Below are 18,878 nucleotides of genomic sequence, written 5' to 3'. Positions count from 1 at the left end.
CCTGTCGGAGATGTTCGATGATTATTGTTGATACGGCGCTTGCCCGGCGCCAGGCTGAGGGTCGGCCTATTCGTGTAGGGATGATCGGTGCAGGTTTTCAGGCGAGCGGCATCGCCCTGCAGATCATGACCGCTACCCAGGGTATGACGCTGTGTGCGGTGGCCAACCGCAATATCGCGGCGGCGGTCGGAGTGTTTGATCAGGTCGGCATCCAGCCGACCCGTTGTGATTCCCAGGCTTCTCTGGAGGATGCGATCAAGTCCGGTCGCGTTGCTGTAACGGAAGACGCTGAGGCGCTTGCGCGGGCTGAAGGGCTCGACGCGATCATTGAGGTGACAGGCTCGATCGAATTTGCTGCGCGGGCAGTGTTGGCTGCGCTGGAAGCGGGCAAGCACGTTGTACAAATGAACGCGGAACTCGATGGAACCATAGGCCCGATCTTGAAAGCCAAGGCAGACGCCGCGGGAGTGGTTTATACCTTTTCCGACGGCGACCAGCCGGGTGTTCAGATGAACCTTTACCGCTTCGTCGCAGGCCTGGGCGTTAAACCGGTTCTGTGCGGCAATATCAAGGGCCTGCACGATCCTTATCGGAATCCGACGACACAGGAGAGCTTTGCCAAGCGGTGGGGGCAAAAGCCGGCCATGGTCGCCTCCTTCGCCGACGGCACCAAGATCTCTTTTGAGCAGGCCATTGTTGCCAATGGCACCGGCATGCGGGTTGCTCGTCGCGGAATGATCGGGCCGGATTTCTCAGGGGGCGATCCCGGGGCGCCGCTGGTCCCGATCGAAGACACCTTGTCCGCCTTTGAGCCTCACCTGGATGGGTCAAGCCCCGGGCTGGTTGATTACGTGGTGGGCGCACGGCCGGGGCCTGGGGTATTTGTGCTGGGTACGCTGGATAACCCGCGGCAGCGGCATTATCTGGAGCTGTACAAGCTCGGCAAGGGCCCTTTTTATTGCTTTTACACGCCCTATCATCTGTGTCATTTCGAGGTGCCTAACTCGGTGGCGCGTGCAGTGCTGTTCGATGACCCTGTGCTGACACCGAAGGCAGGTCCCATGGTCGGCGTGATCGCGGTGGCGAAGAAAGATCTGCAGGAAGGTGAGCTCATCGGTGATTTCGGTGGCTACGAAGTCTACGGCGTGGCGGAGAATATCGAGCCGATACGTAGCGAGCGGCTGCTGCCAGTTGGTCTGGCGCTGGGCTGCACACTCAAACGAGCGGTCAAAAAAGACACTCCGCTGACATTTGACGATGTCAACGTGCCCGCTGGGCGAGTGGTCGATCGTCTCTACGCTGAACAGGAAAAGATGTTTGCCTGATACCGCGCGTGTGCGCGGTTATCTATCAAGGAGCAACAAATGTTATTTCACGAAACGACGCTTAAGGATGCCTGGCTGATTGAACTGGAACCGCGCGGTGATGAGCGCGGTTTTTTTGCGCGTACAATGTGCCGGGAGGAATTTGCCAGACATGGGCTGATTACCGAATATGTTCAACAAAACACCTCGGTCTCTGCTCGCCGCGGAACGCTACGGGGTATGCATTACCAGGCTGAACCCTACGCCGAAGCAAAGCTGGTACGGTGTCTGCGCGGAGCCATTGTTGATGTCATCGTTGATCTGCGCGAGGGCTCGCCAACCTATCTCAAGCATGAGCTATTCGAACTTACCGACCGGAATCGACACCAGCTCTACGTGCCGCCGGGTTTCGCCCATTCGTTCCAGACATTGGCGGATGATGTGGAGGTGAGTTATCTGGTTTCGGCTCCGTACACGCCGGAGGCAGAGCGCGGCTTGCGCTATAACGATGAGCAGCTTGGGATTGCCTGGCCCGAGACGGTGACGACCATCTCGGACAAGGACGCGGCATGGCCGTTAATCATAGACCGCTCTGAGAAACTGTTCTGACATATTATCCTCGTTGACTGGCTCGAACCTGCCAACGACCACTGAAGGGGTAGCCAGCTGTTGCGGAGCATTCAATATGAAGCTGCGCACGGTTACCCCCAGATTGGCGAAGGGGGCATCAATCGCTTCCACGTCCGGTGAAAAGTGGCTGCTCTCTATCAAACCGTGAAAAACAATCTTCGCTTTGGCGAATTCCTTCATCCCGATTAGCTGCCCGATAAGTTTTATCTGATGAATAACTGACAGAATCAGGCGCCGCGGGCGATAGTACTTTCTTGCGACAAATACTTCGTTGCGTACGTAATGACGATGGTATTTGAGGCGGTTTGGGTTGTGTTCAGCGAGAACGCTGATCGCACCGTTCTCCTGTCTCAGGTGCAGTACCTTGCTGTTCCCAACAATAAAACCAGGCGCATTCTTGGTGATGCGCAAAGTGTACTCGGTATCTTCGCCCCAGATAAACATCGAAGCCAAAGGCAATCCATACTCTTTCAGCGTTGCCCTCGGAACCAGTATCGACACAAAAGTTGCCCTGCGTACCGGGACGATGCCGTGCTCCAATGTCAGAGGCCAGTTCTCATAATCTATACGGTTGCGTCGCTGGTCCATGGACGGTGCGTTGGTGATCAGCCCGCCCTCCGTATACGCAGTGGACAGCAGGAATGCCCGGGCCAGCGATTTCTCTTCCAGTAGCTCGTCAGCTTCTTGCAGGCGCTGAAGGGCATCGGGGCTGGGAATGACGTCATCATCCATCATCCAGACGAAATCGGCGCCTTTCTGATAAGCAATTCGAAACCCGGCATTGAACCCGCCAGAGGCCCCAATGTTATGAGAAAGAACGTGTACTTCAAGGTTGGGAAGATCAAGCTCTTTGAGCATCTGTTCTGTGCCGTCGGTGCCGGCGTTATCGATAACAATCACACCATCACAGGCTCGAGTTTGGCTGTATACCGCTCGTAAACACCTTTTAAGCAAATCCTTTCGATTATAGGTGAGTATCACCGCAAAAATCTTTTTCATACCGTCTTCCTAGTATGTTTGATTGTCCCTACTGCGCTGTAAGCAGTATGGTTAATAAGCTGCGTACGCACACGTTATTTTACAAAAATACATATAGCCGACTGCACCCTCTCAAGACCGTCCTTCGTAGAGGTTGTTCAAAACATATTGATTTATTTGGTTAAAAGTTTGGTGCTTACTTTTAGCTTAGAAAGCATTGGAGAGCAGGTTGGCGGCTATATGAAAAATTAAACTAAAAAGACGAACGTTATCTAGACGCGTATCACATCCTGCGTCATGGGAAATGCCGTTTGAGACAGGCGGCCAGGAGAGGGCGAAAAGGGAGGCAGGAAGGTCAGGGAGGCGGGCAAATAATTGATAATGCATGCGAGCCGAGTCTCAGCCCGCATGCGTTTTCCGAGACTAAACCAGGTCGCGGTTTTCTTGCTTGGCTTTTCGCATATCCTTCAGCGTGGCGGTCAGGATAAGCGCGAGGACGACCAGCGAAGCCAAAGGCCAGACCAGAATGTAAGAACCCAATAATAGTGATTGCATAATATTTCTCCTGTTGCCGCCGTAAGCAGGCGGCGGTTAGTCCAATTACGACTGAGCAGCTTCGGGGCTGTGGTCGTAGTCGCCGACGTCGCGGCTGATTTTGGCGAAATCAAACTTGTGTGAGCTCAACAGGCTGATAGCCATGCACACAATGGTGCTTGCGCCGTAGGCCGTCAGCGAGGCCAGCAAAACGGTATAGTCGCGCAGGAAGCCCAGAGCGAAATACGCCAGGGCCAGCGCGGCCAGGACGCCGATAACAATGCCGGCGCGGCGGCCGAAGAATCCGAAGCTCATCAGGCCAATAACGACGCCGCCGCCAGCGGAGCCGAGCAGTTCGAAGAATACGCCGATCACACCGGTCATGGGCACCAGCTCGAAGCGCGCCAGGCAGAACATTGCCAGGCCTGCCACAACCGCCCAGGTAAAGGCCGCATTGGTAACCCGGTCCCAGAAGCAGCTCGCGATGACCGGGAACACGATTGCACCCCAGAGCGCGCCCACAAATACCAGCATGATCAGGATATCCAGCGAAAAGCTGGCGAAAATGACGCCGAGGAGCGTCGCCACGATCATGGTTATCCTGCCGATGAGCAACATCTTGGTCGGATCGGGATTGTTCTTGGCGATGTTCTTGCCGTACACGTCAGCCATCACGATAGCGGAGAGGGCCGAGAGGTCAGAGTCTGCCGTTGATGATAACGAGCCGATAACCAGAATGAAGAACAGACCAATGAACACCGGAGGTAGATACATCGAGACCATCTGCGGAATCAGATTGTTCATGTTGCCGTCTATTGGCTCGATGCCGGTTATCAAGGCCATCAGGCCGATCATGCCAAGGCCGATCACGATAGCGCCGTAGCCTATGGTGGCTGTGATAAAGGTCGGCTTGATGTGGTTCTCGTCTACGGCAAACAGACGCTGCGAGATGGTCTGATTACCGATCGCGTAAGCCAGTACAGCAACAAAGAATGGCGCTCCCTGATTCAGAATGGCGTCCATGGAAAACAGGTTCGCCTGTTCCGGCGTGAGCACATCCATCTTGTCGATGAGCGCGCTTGGTCCACCCAGGGAAAAGAGCACTGCGGGGATGATGACAATGGCAATGGCCATCATCGCCATCAGCTGGGCGAAGTCAGTTAATACCGAAGCGCGGAAGCCTGACCAGATCGTATAGGACAGCACGCCCACCCCGGCGATAATCACGCCGGCCTGAAAGGACAGGGGTGAAAGGACCGAGACCAGCGCACCGGATGCCGTGAAATTGACCATCAGGCTGATGATGCTGCCGAGCAGGTTGGATGAAGCAAGAATCAATTGGCTGGAGGCACCGTGCCGGGCATGTATCAATTCGCCCAGTGTGTGCGCGTTCGGAGCAAGTTTGCGGAACCGGCGGCCGAAGGGGTAGATGAACAAAATCATCAAGGCGCCCCACAGGCCATAGTGCAGCGGGCCGGAAACGCCGTAGGTATAACCAGAGGTGGCGGCCGCGTAAAATGAAGCGGCCCAGATCCAGGTGGCGGTCATACTGGCGGCGCCGAGGCCGAAGCCGATGCGGTGGTTGGACACCATAAAGGCGTCGGTGTTTTCCTTCTTATCCTTGATCAGCAGCGTTAGCAGATAGGTGCCGCCATAAAACGCGAGCAGCAGAAGCAAAACAGTCAGCGTCGAGAATTGGAAGAGTGTGGAGTCGTTCAAATCATCGTCCCTTTGTGAATTGACAGGGCTGGAAATCCATAAATATCAAACGAGGACCCAACAGCGGTTAAATTACGGAAACAAGCAAGCACGGCGCGTTGAAGCTCTCGCCCAGGCACAAACAGAAGGGGTATAGCCCGATAGATTTCGGCGCAGATGGCCGATGAAAACGCGATTCTGGCCCGGGTTTGCTACGTCCGGTGATGGACTACCCTATCAGTTCACTTATGATCAGTCCACCCGCCACGCTGTATCCTAGCCTTTTGCCAGCATTACTACCGAGAGCTGTCAAGGGTAAACTGCATGCTTTCCGCATTGATCAAGCCGGCCTCAAGGGGGCGGTGAGGGCGTTTAATACAAGGAATGAGGTATAACGCACCGACACTCTGAGCCGTGCGGTAGATGATATTCAGCGCATCAGGCGCGCTTGATCCCTACTGAGAAGTGAGAGCTGAACACCTTCATGAACATGATTCGCCTATTGGCGTATGGCGTAGTACTCGGTCTGTCAGTGTCCGGCTGTGGTAATGGCGGAGCTGACCAAAGCGTGCTCGGAGATGAAGCCGAACAAGCCGAGCTCAGCGCGCTTAACGACAGCACAGTCGGGTTCGACTCTCTGGCGTCCACGCAGAATATCGATGCCAGCTTTGCGTCGACTGATGGTGCCAGCATCAGGCCTCCGGATGCCGTCGCCGAGCCGATTACCACCGTCGAGACCAGGCTAGCTGAACCTGCAATTCCTGAAGCCGGTCAAAATATAGCGGTGGAACCGATCAAGCCAGAAGACGAGGCAATCGTGCGTGACGCGCTATATACCCTGGGCGAGGACCGCTGTACTGCTGAGGCCGAGTCCAAAGTGGAATGTCCAGCCAAGCCTGAACCAGGCGATCAAATCAAATTCTGAGTGGTTTCAGCGTCCAGGGGGCCATGTTGGCCTCGTGACGTTAGTGAGAGCCTCGTCCGGCGCTCAAGTTCCTTGCTCTCCCGCGATCTTCATCGGTTCTGCCCAACGGCATGGCCGTTCGGCTCGTCGACGACCCCCGCGGTCAGTATCGGCCTGTTCTCTTCTTACACTTACTTGGCCATTCAGGTTCCTGGGCGTCCGGCTCTGTTGAAGCGTGACATCAGTCTCGCTTGATGAGACGGCAGTAAGGCTGCACTCAATTCCGTTTGCTGATGAATCGTCATTCCGCTTGCTGACTGCGCAGCGCACGCAGGTTATGCGGAGTATCTTGATCAAATCCTAATCGCAGCTTCATGAGGAGAACCAAGGTGACCGATCTTGATGTATTTCGACAGGAAACACGCGACTGGCTGGAAGCAAATTGCCCGCCGTCCATGCGTACGCCGATGAGGCCGGAAAGTGATCAATGCTGGGGCGGGCGCAACTTCCAATTTTCCAGTGATGATCAGCGACTCTGGCTGGAGCGCATGGCTGCGCGCGGCTGGACGGCGCCGGATTGGCCGCGTGAGTATGGCGGAGGCGGGCTGAGTCAGGCCGAGCATAAGGTATTGCGTGAAGAGATGGCACGAATCCAGGCACGGCCGCCGCTCTCCAGTTTCGGAGTGTGGATGATTGGCCCGGCCATACTCAAGTTCGGCTCGGAGGCATTGAAACAGCAGCATTTGCCGCCCATCGTGCGAGGTGAGATCCGCTGGTGCCAGGGCTATAGCGAACCGGGTGCAGGCTCGGATCTGGCGGGCCTGCAAACCCGGGCCGAAGATCATGGCGACCACTTCGTGGTTAATGGCCAGAAGATCTGGACTTCCTATGCGGATCAGGCCGACTGGATGTTTTGTCTGGTGCGTACCGACCCCGATGCGCGCAAGCAACTGGGCATTTCCCTGGTTCTGTTCGATATGACGACGCCAGGCGTGAGCACCCGTCCGATCAAGTTGATTTCCGGCAATTCGCCTTTCTGTGAAACCTTTCTCGACAATGTACGCGTGGGGAAGAACCAGGTGGTAGGCGAAATCAATCAGGGCTGGACTATCGCGAAATACCTGTTGACCCATGAGCGCGAGATGATTGGTGGCATGGGCCGCACAGCGGCCGGCCAACAGACACTACCGCAGTTTGCGGTGGATTGCGTCGGGCTCGAAAACGGCCGCCTGGCTGACGGATTGTTGCGGGCTGAGGTAGCGCGGTGGGCGATCGATGCAAATGCCTTCGAGCTGACCGCTGAGAGAGTGCTTGATGAAGCCAAGGCGGGTCAGGGCGTGGGGCATAGTTCGGCGATGCTCAAGTACTACGGTACCGAGCTGAACAAGCGACGCCAGGAGCTGATGATTGCGCTGCGCGGCAGCGATGGGCTGGTATGGGAAGGCGAAGGCTCCCGGCAAGGTGCCTTGCCACGGATGTGGCTGCGCTCAAAGGGCAACTCCATTGAGGGCGGTACCAGTGAAATTCAGCTCAACGTAATCGCGCGCAATATTCTCGCGCTTCAGTAAACGACTCGAGGATGCATCATGGCTGCATTGGTATTGAATGAAGAGCAGAACATGCTCAGGGACGCCGCCCAGCGTTTTTTCAGGGAGAACGCTCCGGTTGCCCAGCTGCGGGCGCTGCGCGACAGTCGCGACGAGACAGGCTTTTCCACAGAACTCTGGCGCAACATGGCGGAGATGGGCTTCGCTGGGACACTGATATCCGAGGATTTCGGCGGCTCGGGTTTCGGGCATGTAGGCATGGGCCAGCTATCAGAACAGGCCGGGCGCAACCTGAGTGCGTCACCGCTATTTTCCAGCTCTGTACTGGCGGCAACGACACTTTCACTGGCCGGTTCCAACGAGCAGAAGCGCGCAATGTTGCCAGCGATTGCCAGCGGCAGCCTGATCGTGGCGCTGGCAATCGATGAGAAAGCCCGACATCAACCCTGGTCTATCAATACGACCGCGCAGAATCTGGATGCAGGCTTCATCATCAATGGCCAGAAGAGTTTCGTGGTCGATGGCCACGTCGCGGACAGATTGATCGTAGCCGCTCGCACCAGTGTGGGTAATCAGGATAGCGATGGCATCAGCCTGTTCATCATCGATCCGGGCACTGAAGGCGTCAGGGTTGAGCGGACCATCATGGCGGACAGCCGCAACGCCGCGCGGATAAGCCTGGACCATGTTCGAGTGGGCGAAGAGGCATTGCTTGGTGGACTGAATCAGGCTGATCCGGTACTCGAGTCGGTGCTGAACGCGGGGAACGCGCAGCTTGCTGCGGAATTACTGGGTTTGTCGTTGGAAGCTTTTGAGAGAACTGTCAGTTTTCTTCAGGAGCGCAAGCAATTCGGTGTGGTGATCGGATCGTTCCAGGCGCTGCAGCACCGGGCGGCACACATGTTCAGCGAGCTGGAGCTGGTGAAGTCGGTGGTGTTGAAGGCACTCGTCGCGCTGGATAACGATGCCCCGGATACCTCGGTGCTGGTCAGTCTGGCCAAGGCCAAGGCGTGCGAAGTGGCTGAGTTGGTAACCAACGAAATGATACAGATGCATGGCGGCATGGGCATGACTGACGAGTTCGACGCTGGTCTGTTCATCAAGCGGGCCCGCGTTGTGCAGCAACTGCTTGGTGACTACCGTTATCACGCTGATCGCTTTGCCCTGCTGCATGGGTTCTGATTGACCCGGTAATGCAGGAGTGAGGGGGTTGTGCCTTGCGAGGCCAGCCCCCGGTCCCGGTTCAGGAACGTTCGACCGCGGCCTCGACGAGCAATCTGGAAGCCTCCTCCGGTGTTAGCGGTGAGTCGAGTTGGTTACCCAAGGCATACTTACATTCGTTGCGCTGTATCAAAGCCAGCTGTGTCGGCGTGTCAATGCCGTCAGCCATGCTCTGCAAGCCTAATCGGTGTGCGGTGCTGATCAGGCTGTTCAGAATGATTTCCCTGTCGCGCGTTATGGGTTCGCTGATAAATGACCGAGCAAATTTTATGGTGTCGGGCTTGAATGACTGAACTTGCTGCAGCGATGAATAACAATCGCCGAACTCTCCGATGATGATCGATACCCCCAGCTCACGCAGCGCCTCGAGCTTGAGGGTCGTTGCAGCGGGATCTTCCATCGCCAGTTCTTCTGAAACTTCTAATTGCAGATAGCGTGGTTCGATACTCCAGGCTTCCAGACTTTTGCGTATTCGTGCCGGCAGGTTATCCATCCTGAATTTGGTCGGGCATAGGCTCACCACGACTGGAACCGGTGTCAGGCCTTCATCCTGCCAGCGTTTCAGCTGCGCCAGAACCTGTTGAAGTACCCAGTCGTTCAGCGCAAGCGCCTGACCACTGGCTTCGGCTATGGGCTGAAATTCCTCCGCGCTGATTTCGCCCAGTTCCGTGTTGAACCAGCGCAGACTGGCATGCAGCCCGGCCAGGTGCCGATTGCCCAGCTCCCACCGAGGTTGGTAACGGAGTGACAATTCCAGGTGCTCCTCGGCTTCGCGCAGCAGGTTTTCCAGCTGCAGGATGTGCGCCATTCGCGCCTGCAGATCCTCGCTGAGGAACCGGTAGGTGTTGCCTCCGTCCTGCTTCGCCAGCTGCAATGCTGCTGCGGCGCGGCGGGTCAGCTCGTCGAGCGTGTTGCCATCGTCCGGGTAGATGGCGATACCGATAGACGCGGTAAGGGGCGCGACATGTTCACCAAAAGTCAGCGGACGGGCGATTGCATGGCAGAGACGTTCGGCTACATGCGCAGCGGCTACGCTATCGAGCGCCGGCAGCGTGAGGATGAACTGGTCGCCGCTTTCCCGTGAGAGCACGTCTTCTTCCCGCAGAATGCCACGCAACCGGTCTGCCAGAGCGGCAAGTAGTTGGTCCCCGGCCTGGTGGCCGTGGGCCAGATTGATTTGCTTGAAATCATCCAGGTTTATCTGCATCAACGCGAAGCTGCCCTGGTTGCGGGCGGTGAGGCGAAGCGTCATTTCGGTCCGCTGGATGAACAGCTTGCGATTGGGCAGATGGGTCAGGCTGTCATGTTGGGACAGCCTCAAGATCTCGGATTCCTGCTCCTTGGTCTTGGTAACGTCACGCGCTATCACAAGATAATGATGGCCGTCAGCGCCTTGTTTCGGTGCGGCAGAAATCTGGAACCATACGGTCCTGCCGTCAATTCGCGAGCGGAAAGGCTCGCTCTGAGCGTGTCCGCGCTGCTTGGCCTCAATGAAGGTCCGCTCGCAAATCGGGATCGCCTCGGGTGGAAGCAAGGGAACCATTTCCCGGCCGACCATCTGCCGCCTGCTCAGGTCCAGTTCATCACTGTGCGGCGCATGAAACTCCATAACCTTACCGGATTTGTTAACCTCAACCAGAATGTCCGGCAACGCGTCGAAAATAGCTTGCAGCCGCTGTTGAGAGGCGTGCAACGCAGCGAAGGGGCGCTCGACGGTCTCGATGAAGACCGCGCGAAACAAAAACAGGTAGGAAGCCACCTTGAGCAAATGGCCGAGCAAGGACATGGTGTCGTTGGTCGCGCTGTAAAGTGTCAGGCAGAACTCACTGAGCGCCATGGCGCAGACGGCACCGAATAGCGAGGCAGCATCGAATGACAGCGGACCGCGCATGGCGCGCCATAGCAGAAAAGCCGCTATCAGGTTCAGCGTGACGAGCAAATATTCGAACCCGACCTTGAAGAGCGTCAGGCCCGAATGGGGATAGAAGGTAACTGGCATTGCCCTCGGGAAAAAGTACAGCGCAGCATGCAGCGCTGATACCGCGGCCAATACTCCTAGCAGCAATGCCCAGCGGTTCGGCGCCCTAGCGACATCGTTCCAGGGCGCGCGAATGGCAATCCACAACAGGGCAAGTGCCGCCAGCAGCCGCGCGCTCAACCAGTAGATGATGGTGTTATCGATGTGCGCCGGTACGAGGAACCCCGGATTGCCCGGAAACGTCAGAGTGTGAGAGATATCCAGCAGCGCAACACCCAGGAACAGACAGGCAAGTACCAGCAGGTTGGCAGATTGTTTACGCCGATGAGTTTCCCAGCCGACCGCGAATACCAGGCTGGCAACGACGATGGAAAATACTTCCAGCAGGGTATGTGCAGATAAAAAAACAGCCGGAGGCAGCGTAGACAGCGGTAGCAGCGATGCCATCAGTAGCACCAGGGCCATGGTGATGGCGAGCCCTACCGCCTTGCGCAGCGCTGGGTGATGGCTGTTGTGGCGGCTCTGTATCAGGGTATCGACGGAGAGCTTGCTGAGGATCAAATCGCGGTTCCTTAATCTTTCTGCGCGAGCCATTGCGCGGGTTCTACCGGAACGGGATGCGGTCGTGCCCGCTTCCTTTTCCTTCTGCATTTCCAGTGATCCGGGCTCAGTGCATTGGAGCGCTAAACCAGGCGCTTGGGCGTATATATCTGGTTGGCTCCCCGGACCCGGCCAGGCCGCTAATAGGCACAGACTACCGGTCATTTGACCGGTTCGCCACAACCAATAGCGGTGCCGTTTCACCGGCGCAATAGCCAAAAAACCGGCATTGCACTGGGGCTCGAAAAACCCTTTGCAACCGAGGCGTCATCGGTTGATTGACTAGTGGTTTGCAAGAGGGGTGGGCTTTCCCTGCAACAGTGATTAACCTTCGCTTTATTTGCGGCGGGAACTCGCTATGTTGCTTCGCGGATTGACCTGGTTGATCACCTTTCAACTGCTCGGAACCGGACTGAATGTTCTGGTGCTGCCCTTCGTGCCGGGCCCTATTATCGGCATGCTGCTGCTGTTGATCTGTCTGTGTTTGCGTGGCGGTGTCAGTGACTCTCTGGACCAGGCTGCGAGCGGGTTGTTGAAATATCTGCCGCTGCTGTTGGTGCCCCCGGCAGCCGGCGTGATGCTCTACGGGAAAGAGCTCGCAGCAGACTGGGCGGCCATCCTGGTCACCATGTTGCTGTCTTTTTTGCTGACGCTGCCGTTCTGTGGCTGGTTGATGCAGCGTTTGATCCGTAAGCAACGCCGTATCGAGGCAGATCAATGAGTGGCTCGGTTGAGGCCGCGCTTCAGGCTGTGATCGAACATCCGCTATTTCTGATTGGTGTAACGCTGGCTGCCTACCAGATCGGCCTCACACTATACGAACGCTCCCGTATGGCGTTATTCCACCCGATCATCGTTTCGGTGCCGCTGATCTTGTTGGTTCTCTGGACGCTGGACTTCGACTATCCCAGCTATCGGGAAGCCGTGGTGCCGATGGCCATTCTGCTTGGGCCTACGACAGTGGCGCTGGCCGTTCCCTTGTATCTGAATCTGCGCAGAATTCGTCAGTTTTTAAGGCCGGTGGTCGTCACGCTACTGCTGGGCGGGCTGTTTGCCACGCTCAGCACGCTGCTGATTGGCTGGCTGATGGATGCTGACCCGATGATCCTGATGACCATGACACCCAAATCGCTGACCACGCCCATCGCCATGCTGGTGGCAGAACAGATAGGCGGTGTCGCGGCGCTGGCTGCAGTGTTCGTGATGATTACCGCAGTGTTGGGCGCCTTGCTGGGCCCCTGGTTGCTGCGGCTGTTCCGCATAACGCATCCGGCGGCGTGGGGCATCGCCATGGGCATTGTCGCTCACGCGGTGGGTACCTCCCGCGCATTGGAGGAAGGGGAGGAAGCCGGTGCGTTTGCGGCACTGGGCATGAGCATGATGGGGGTGGGGTCGGCGGTATTGTTGCCGCTCGGCGTGGCGCTATGGACGCTGTGGTTCTGACGCACCCAGGCGATCAGTTGTGGCCTACACGGCGCGGGTTTGCAGCTTTCCGGGTGGCCGGTTAGAGCGCTTCGCTGAATAAAGAATGGAACGCCTATAGCGCGAAAGTGGTCACAGCTTCGAGCTGGTTGGCACGACGCGCACAACGCAGGGCTGATCGGCAAAACCCAGCTTCGCCAGTTTCCGACAGGAGTCCTGCTCATGGAATTGGATCCGTTGTTGTTATCACGCTTCCAGTTTGCCTTCGTCGTGTCCTTCCATGCGATCTTTCCGGTGTTTACGATCGGTCTGGCTTCGTACATTGCTTTCCTTGAAACGATGGCGTTCCGTACCGGCAATCCGCTATGGACTCAACTCTCCAAATTCTGGGTTCAGGTGTTTGCCGTGGTATTCGGCATGGGGGTGGTGTCGGGCATCGTGATGTCCTTCCAGTTCGGCACCAACTGGAGCAATTTTTCCTATGCTGCAGCCAACTTCATAGGGCCCGTACTCAGCTATGAAGTGGTAACCGCGTTCTTTCTCGAGGCGGGCTTTCTAGGCGTGCTGCTGTTCGGACGGAACCGGGTTCCGCAGGGGATGCACCTATTCGCCGCATGCATGGTGGCGCTGGGCACTTTCATTTCCGCATTCTGGATTCTCGCGGCAAACAGCTGGTTGCATACGCCAGAGGGCACTGAGCTGCGCGACGGCGTGTTTCATGTTACGTCCTGGGTCGAATCGATTTTCAACCCGTCCTTCCCCTATCGCTTCACCCATATGGCTATCGCTTCCTTTCTTACCGGGTCATTTGTGGTGGCTGGGGTCAGCGCGTGGTATCTGCTCCTTGGTCGGGAGGTCGAAGCCAACCGCAAGGCGCTGTCGATGTGTCTGTGGATGATCCTGTTTCTCGCACCGGCGCAGGCTGTGGTGGGCGATCTGCACGGCCTGAACACCTTCAAGCATCAGCCGATGAAAGTCGCTGCGATGGAAGGCAACTGGGATACCGATGTGGGTGTGCCGCTATTACTGTTTGCTCTGCCGGATAGGGAGTTGCAGGCCAATCGGGTGGAATTCGGCATTCCACGCCTGGGCAGCATGCTGTTGACTCACACCTGGGACGGCGAAGTGCCCGGTCTGCGCGAGATCGACGTGGAAGATCAGCCGCCCGTGTGGATCGTGTTCTTTGCCTTTAGGGCTATGGTCGGCATGGGGCTGCTGATGATCGCCTTCGGACTTGCAGGCCTGTGGCTCCGCCGCGGTCAACGCTACCATCAGACGCGCTGGTTCCTGCAGGGGTTGCGCTTCATGAGTATTACCCCGTTCATCGCCGTCACCGCCGGCTGGATAGTGACAGAAGTCGGCCGGGCGCCCTGGATAGTCTATGAGACTTTGAGGCATGAGCAGGGCCTCACGCCTTCACTGACGGGCGGGATGGCCCTGTTCACGCTGATCGGCTACGTGCTGGTGTACGCAGCGATCTTTGGCGCTGGCCTGTATTACCTGTTTGGTGTTCTGCAGAAAGGGATCACCGTCGAAGAGCCGGATCTCTCCGATCACGCGGATCAGGCCGAGCGGCCCAAACGTCCGTTATCGGCCACCCATGTGCGCTTTGAACACGAGGAGCATTGATATGGGCACCATTGATCTGTCAATGATCTGGGCGGTGATCGTCGCTTTTGCAATCATCATGTACGTGTTGATGGACGGCTTCGATCTTGGCGTCGGCATCCTGTTTCTGTTCGCCCCGGATGAAGAGGCGCGCGACGTCATGATGAATTCCGTCGCGCCTATCTGGGACGGTAATGAGACCTGGCTGGTACTGGGCGGTGTGGGGCTGCTGGCGGCCTTTCCGCTGGTCTATTCGATCCTTTTGCCGGCGCTGTATATCGGCGTATTCCTGATGCTGGCGGGACTGATATTCCGTGGCGTTGCGTTCGAGTTCCGCTTCAAGGCGAAGACTTCGCGCTATCTGTGGAACTGGGCCTTCGCCCTCGGTTCGATCGTTGCGTCCTTCGCCCAGGGTGCGGTGGTCGGCTCTTATATCGAAGGGTACAAAACCGAAGGGCTGGTGTACGCCGGCGGTCCGCTGGACTGGCTGACTCCCTTCACTGTTCTGACCGGGATCGGCATTCTCGCCGGCTACGCCTTGCTTGGCTGCACCTGGATGATCCTCAAGACGGAGGGTTACATTCAGCAATGGGCGTACCGGCTTGCGCCCTGGCTGCTGGCGGGCGTGTTGCTGATCTTTCTTGCGGTCAGCCTGTGGACGCCTTCGGTAGATCCGTCTGCCTATGAGCGGTGGTTCGAGGCGATTCGCTGGATCTGGATATTCCCGGTCCTCGCTGCCTTCTTTGCTTTCCAGGTCTGGCGCGGGATTCGCCAACGCCGGGAGGCATTGCCCTTCGTGGCCACCATGGGCATGTTCGCCGCCACCTACTTCGGCTTGCTCTGGACCCGCTGGCCCTACGTCATTCCGCCAAACTTCACCCTGTGGGACGCGGCCTCCGCGCCTGAATCGCAGCTTTTTCTACTGGTGGGAATGTTGTTCGTCATTCCGATAATTCTTGTATATACCGCTTGGGCGTATTGGGTATTCCGCGGCAAGGTAAGAGTTGGAGAAGGCTATCACTGAGCCGGCAGGCCCGCCGGATTCGGCTCGACATTGGTTGGCCCGTCAGCAGGCTAAGGTCAGGCCTTTGCTGCTTGGTGTAGTGACCGCCGGGATGATCAATATCCTGGCGTTAATCTGTCTGGCCGGGCTGCTCGCCTTGATTGTCTTCCGCACGTTGATTGAGGGACAGACATTAGGATCGCAGATCGGGCCGGCGATCGGATTGATAGCAGCAGTGATGGTCCGTGCAGTCAGCCAGGCGGCGCAGGAATTTTTCGGCCAGCTCGCCAGTGCCAGGGTGCGACAGCGGGTGCGCAGCGAACTGCTCGGCGAGTGGGCAGCGCAGGGTCCGGTGCAACTGGCCGGTCGCTCCAGCGCGACCCTGGCCTATTACTGGGTCGAGCAGGTCGAAGCACTGGACAGCTACTTCGCCCGCTATCTGCCCCAGCAATGGTTAGCCCTGCTTGGCCCGCTGTCGATTCTTGCGGTTGTATTCTGGCTGGACTGGCTCGCCGCGCTGTTCCTGCTGATAGCCGCGCCCTTGATCCCGACGTTCATGGCGCTGATCGGCATGAGTGCAGAGCGCTTGAGCCAGCAACATGTTCTCGAAGCAGGGCGTCTGGCCGGGCATTTTCTCGATCGGGTACGCAGTCTTACCAGTCTGCAACTGTTCGGTCAGGTTGAAAGGGCGAGCACTGACGTAGCCGCGGCAGCCCAGCAGTATCGAGCCGTCACCATGCGCACCCTGCGAGTGGCTTTTCTGTCTTCTGCGGTACTGGAGTTTTTCGCCTCTGTGGCGATTGCCGTCGTCGCCATGTATATCGGATTTGGTCTGCTCGGCTACATCGACTTCGGACCCGCCCCGCAACTGACACTGTTCAGCGGTTTGTTCATCCTCTTGCTGGCGCCGGAATTCTTTCAACCGCTGCGCAACCTTGCTCAGTTTTATCATGACCGCGCCGCCGCGCTGGGCGCAGCTGATGCGCTGGTTGGATTGTCGACAGGTGTAGACAGCGAACCGCCACACAGACGCGCTGTCAGCACGAGCCCACGCACAGACAGCGTGGTGGTTAACCAGGTCAAGGTTGGTTATTCAGGTCGGAGCCCGGTGTTGAGAGACGTCAGTTTCTGCATCCGTCGCGGCGAAGTGGTCGCGCTGGTCGGACCCTCCGGATCGGGCAAGTCAACGCTGCTCAGTTGTCTCGCGGGGTTCATCCAGCCCCAGGCAGGCGAGGTCTCGTTATTCGGTCAGCTCCCCGGGGCCGAGCCGGTCGCCTGGCTTGGTCAGAAGCCCTTTCTGATCAAGGGGAGCTGGGCTGACAACCTGCGGTTGATCGCACCGGATGCAGACGTACCCGCTATGTATGCAGCGCTGGAGGCTGCCGGACTGAACGATGTGCTTGCAGCACAACCCCAGGGGCTCGACACCCAGCTGGGCGAGGGTGGTCGTGGCTTATCCGGCGGACAGGCCCAGCGCCTGGCGTTAGCGCGGGTATGGTTGATTGATGCCGAGCTGGTTCTATTGGACGAGCCGACCGCAAGCCTCGATCCGGACAGTGAGGCTGAGGTGATCGAAGCACTTCTGGCGTTGGCCCGCAGCGGCCGAACCCTTCTGATCGCTACCCATCAACCAGCCATCGTGGCGATGGCCAACCGGACGCTGAGTCTGCGCGGCGGGAGGCTCAAGGATGAATGAGCTGCGGCCGTGGCTGACGCTGATACTGGTCAAGCGCGCTCGGTTGATGATCGGCGCATTACTGATCGCAGCGACCTTCCTCAGCGCCATAGGGCTGCTGGCGCTGTCGGGATGGTTCATTACCGCAACCGGCGTTACCGCCATGCTCTGGGCTGCAGGTCAGCGCATTGCGTTCGACGTGTACGTGCCCGGCGGCGGCATCCGCTTCTTCGCCCTGACCCGCACGGTTGCACGCTACACGGAGCGTATCTACAACCACAACAGCGTGCTCGGCCTGTTGGCTGATTTGCGCAGCACGCACTTCGCTGCGCTGGCACGTCTAGATGGCGCGACCCTGAGCCGACTCCGCGCCCCCCAATGGCTCAACCGCCTGACGGCTGACATCGATACGCTGGACACGCTCTATCTACGACTGTTGGCACCGCCCGCTGTGGCTTTCTTCGGCGTATTGCTGGTGTGCGGCGTCATTGCGCTGTTTCACCTCGCATTGGGCGTACTGCTGGGTATAGTGCTGCTGATCCTGCTGTGCGCCTTGACCTTTGGCATGGCCGCCTGGGCCATGCGTCTGAGCGCAGCACGGGTCGAGCAGCTCGACCAGATGCGTACGCTGAGCATCGAGCAGCTGCAGGGCCTTGCCGAGCTGACCGCCGCGGGTACCCTTGTGCGCCATCAAACGCAACTGCTGCAAGCCAGTCAAAACATGCTCGATGACCAGCTGAAACTGCAGCTGCGAGTCGCCCTGGGTCAGGCGCTGGCCGCCGCCGGTGTACTATTCTGCATGCTCATTGGCTTCTTTGGCGCGCTCTGGGCAACCGAGCAAGGCACGTTGAGCGGCCCCGTCGCTGTATTGATAACACTGGCATTACTGGCACTGGGCGAAGGCTTGGCCCCATTGCCTGGCGCCTTCGCGCAATACGGCGCCACCCGTGCCGCCGCGGCGCGATTGAATAAACAGGTTGCGCTAAGCAGCCAACTGGCGGAACCGACAGCGCCGCATCCAGTACCTGCCGACCTCACACTGAAGTGGGATGCTGTCGACGTAGAGTACGCCGGGATTGCCAATCTTGACCTGACCGTGCCGGCAGGCACTTCATTGGCCATCATCGGCCCCTCCGGATGCGGCAAATCCACCCTCGCACAACTCGCCGCCCGGCTAATCGATCCCGACGCGGGCAGGGTGCAAATCGGCAAAGCCGCGCTCAGTCAGTTAGCCCTGCAGGATTGGCGCGCTCACGTCGGCTATCTGACCCAGCAGACCGAACTGCTGCACGACAGCATCGCCGCCAATCTGTTGTTGGCCGCGCCGGATGCAACCGATGCACAGCTCTGGCACGTGCTGGAAAGGGTGGAGCTGGCGGACATGGTCGAACAATTACCCGCCGGACTGGATACCTGGGTAGGGGAGTCCGGCAAGCAACTCTCAGGCGGAGAGGGCCGCCGGCTCGCCCTCGCAAGGGTGCTGCTCAAAGGCAGCCCGGTCGTCATACTCGACGAGCCATTCAATGGTCTGGATAAAGCAACAGCAGAGCGCGTTCGCAGGAATATCGAACCATGGCTGGCTGGCCGCACCGTATTACTGCTAGGACATGCACCAGGATTACTACCCAGAGCAGACAGGACGCTGTCCTGGTCCGAGCTCCAGAATGGAGTCACAAAGACCTTGATTTGAGGTTTGGGACAGCAAGCCCAACGTCACACGAAAGCTAGTCAAGCCAGCGGGCCGAGCCGCTGGCGCAAGTGTTGAAAACCGGGACG

Annotated in this window: 15 protein-coding genes; 11 read left to right on the top strand and 4 right to left on the bottom strand. The window is 58.0% G+C overall.

All coding sequences use genetic code 11. The features are described from left to right. The first annotated feature begins 17 nt into the window (after window positions 1–17). Window positions 18–1,325, top strand: coding sequence for an NAD(P)H-dependent oxidoreductase (locus HG264_RS11370; protein ID WP_169407760.1), 1,308 nt, complete (start codon window positions 18–20; stop codon window positions 1,323–1,325). 39 nt (window positions 1,326–1,364) lie between these two features. Beyond that, the gene (rfbC, locus tag HG264_RS11365) at window positions 1,365–1,913 is read left to right on the top strand and encodes a dTDP-4-dehydrorhamnose 3,5-epimerase (RefSeq protein ID WP_169407759.1); all 549 of its coding nucleotides are present in this window, start codon (window positions 1,365–1,367) and stop codon (window positions 1,911–1,913) included. Here the strand turns inward: rfbC and HG264_RS11360 are convergent. The 3 genes from HG264_RS11360 to HG264_RS11355 all read right to left on the bottom strand — a co-directional run bounded on the left by HG264_RS11360 (window position 1,881) and on the right by HG264_RS11355 (window position 5,165). After that, window positions 1,881–2,933, bottom strand: a complete 1,053-nt coding sequence (locus tag HG264_RS11360) for a glycosyltransferase family 2 protein (protein WP_169407758.1) — start codon at window positions 2,931–2,933, stop codon at window positions 1,881–1,883. The genes rfbC and HG264_RS11360 overlap by 33 nt on opposite strands. Window positions 2,934–3,335: 402 nt before the next feature. Next, the gene (locus tag HG264_RS18490; protein ID WP_218572983.1) at window positions 3,336–3,467 is read right to left on the bottom strand and encodes a putative transporter small subunit; all 132 of its coding nucleotides are present in this window, start codon (window positions 3,465–3,467) and stop codon (window positions 3,336–3,338) included. Between the two features lie 45 nt (window positions 3,468–3,512). Beyond that, window positions 3,513–5,165: a sodium:solute symporter family protein gene (locus tag HG264_RS11355; protein ID WP_169407757.1), complete on the bottom strand. Its 1,653-nt coding sequence runs from the start codon at window positions 5,163–5,165 to the stop codon at window positions 3,513–3,515. Window positions 5,166–5,628: 463 nt separating this feature from the next. Here HG264_RS11355 and HG264_RS11350 point away from each other — a divergent pair, with 463 nt between their 5' ends. The 3 genes from HG264_RS11350 to HG264_RS11340 all read left to right on the top strand — a co-directional run bounded on the left by HG264_RS11350 (window position 5,629) and on the right by HG264_RS11340 (window position 8,777). Then, window positions 5,629–6,069, top strand: coding sequence for a hypothetical protein (locus HG264_RS11350; RefSeq protein WP_169407756.1), 441 nt, complete (start codon window positions 5,629–5,631; stop codon window positions 6,067–6,069). 368 nt (window positions 6,070–6,437) lie between these two features. Next, a complete protein-coding gene (locus HG264_RS11345) occupies window positions 6,438–7,616 on the top strand; it encodes an acyl-CoA dehydrogenase family protein (RefSeq protein ID WP_218572982.1) in 1,179 nt (392 codons plus the stop codon). 18 nt (window positions 7,617–7,634) lie between these two features. After that, window positions 7,635–8,777, top strand: coding sequence for an acyl-CoA dehydrogenase family protein (locus tag HG264_RS11340; RefSeq protein ID WP_169407754.1), 1,143 nt, complete (start codon window positions 7,635–7,637; stop codon window positions 8,775–8,777). Between the two features lie 61 nt (window positions 8,778–8,838). Here HG264_RS11340 and HG264_RS11335 read toward each other — a convergent pair whose 3' ends face one another. After that, a complete protein-coding gene (locus HG264_RS11335; RefSeq protein ID WP_169407753.1) occupies window positions 8,839–11,355 on the bottom strand; it encodes a bifunctional diguanylate cyclase/phosphodiesterase in 2,517 nt (838 codons plus the stop codon). 397 nt (window positions 11,356–11,752) lie between these two features. On the opposite strand from HG264_RS11335, the gene HG264_RS11330 reads away from it, so the two are divergent. The 6 genes from HG264_RS11330 to cydC all read left to right on the top strand — a co-directional run bounded on the left by HG264_RS11330 (window position 11,753) and on the right by cydC (window position 18,792). Further along, on the top strand, window positions 11,753–12,115 hold the full coding sequence (locus HG264_RS11330) for a CidA/LrgA family protein (RefSeq protein ID WP_169407752.1): 363 nt from the start codon (window positions 11,753–11,755) through the stop codon (window positions 12,113–12,115). Next, window positions 12,112–12,837 carry an LrgB family protein gene (locus tag HG264_RS11325; protein ID WP_169407751.1) on the top strand — a complete coding sequence of 242 codons (726 nt, stop codon included), beginning with the start codon at window positions 12,112–12,114 and terminating at the stop codon, window positions 12,835–12,837. Before HG264_RS11330 ends, HG264_RS11325 begins: the two co-directional genes overlap by 4 nt. Window positions 12,838–13,038: 201 nt before the next feature. Continuing rightward, window positions 13,039–14,445 carry a cytochrome ubiquinol oxidase subunit I gene (locus HG264_RS11320; protein WP_169407750.1) on the top strand — a complete coding sequence of 469 codons (1,407 nt, stop codon included), beginning with the start codon at window positions 13,039–13,041 and terminating at the stop codon, window positions 14,443–14,445. Between the two features lies 1 nt (window position 14,446). Beyond that, window positions 14,447–15,448: a cytochrome d ubiquinol oxidase subunit II gene (gene cydB / locus HG264_RS11315; protein WP_169407749.1), complete on the top strand. Its 1,002-nt coding sequence runs from the start codon at window positions 14,447–14,449 to the stop codon at window positions 15,446–15,448. Between the two features lie 64 nt (window positions 15,449–15,512). After that, complete coding sequence (gene cydD, locus HG264_RS11310; RefSeq protein ID WP_218572981.1) at window positions 15,513–17,123, top strand: thiol reductant ABC exporter subunit CydD; 1,611 nt, start codon at window positions 15,513–15,515, stop codon at window positions 17,121–17,123. Further along, a complete protein-coding gene (gene cydC / locus HG264_RS11305) occupies window positions 17,116–18,792 on the top strand; it encodes a thiol reductant ABC exporter subunit CydC (RefSeq protein WP_169407748.1) in 1,677 nt (558 codons plus the stop codon). Before cydD ends, cydC begins: the two co-directional genes overlap by 8 nt. Window positions 18,793–18,878: the final 86 nt, after the last annotated feature.

The sequence above is a fragment of the Pseudomonas sp. gcc21 genome (assembly GCF_012844345.1).
In the GTDB taxonomy this organism is placed as follows: domain Bacteria; phylum Pseudomonadota; class Gammaproteobacteria; order Pseudomonadales; family Pseudomonadaceae; genus Halopseudomonas.
This window is presented reverse-complemented; position numbering and strand designations above follow the sequence as displayed.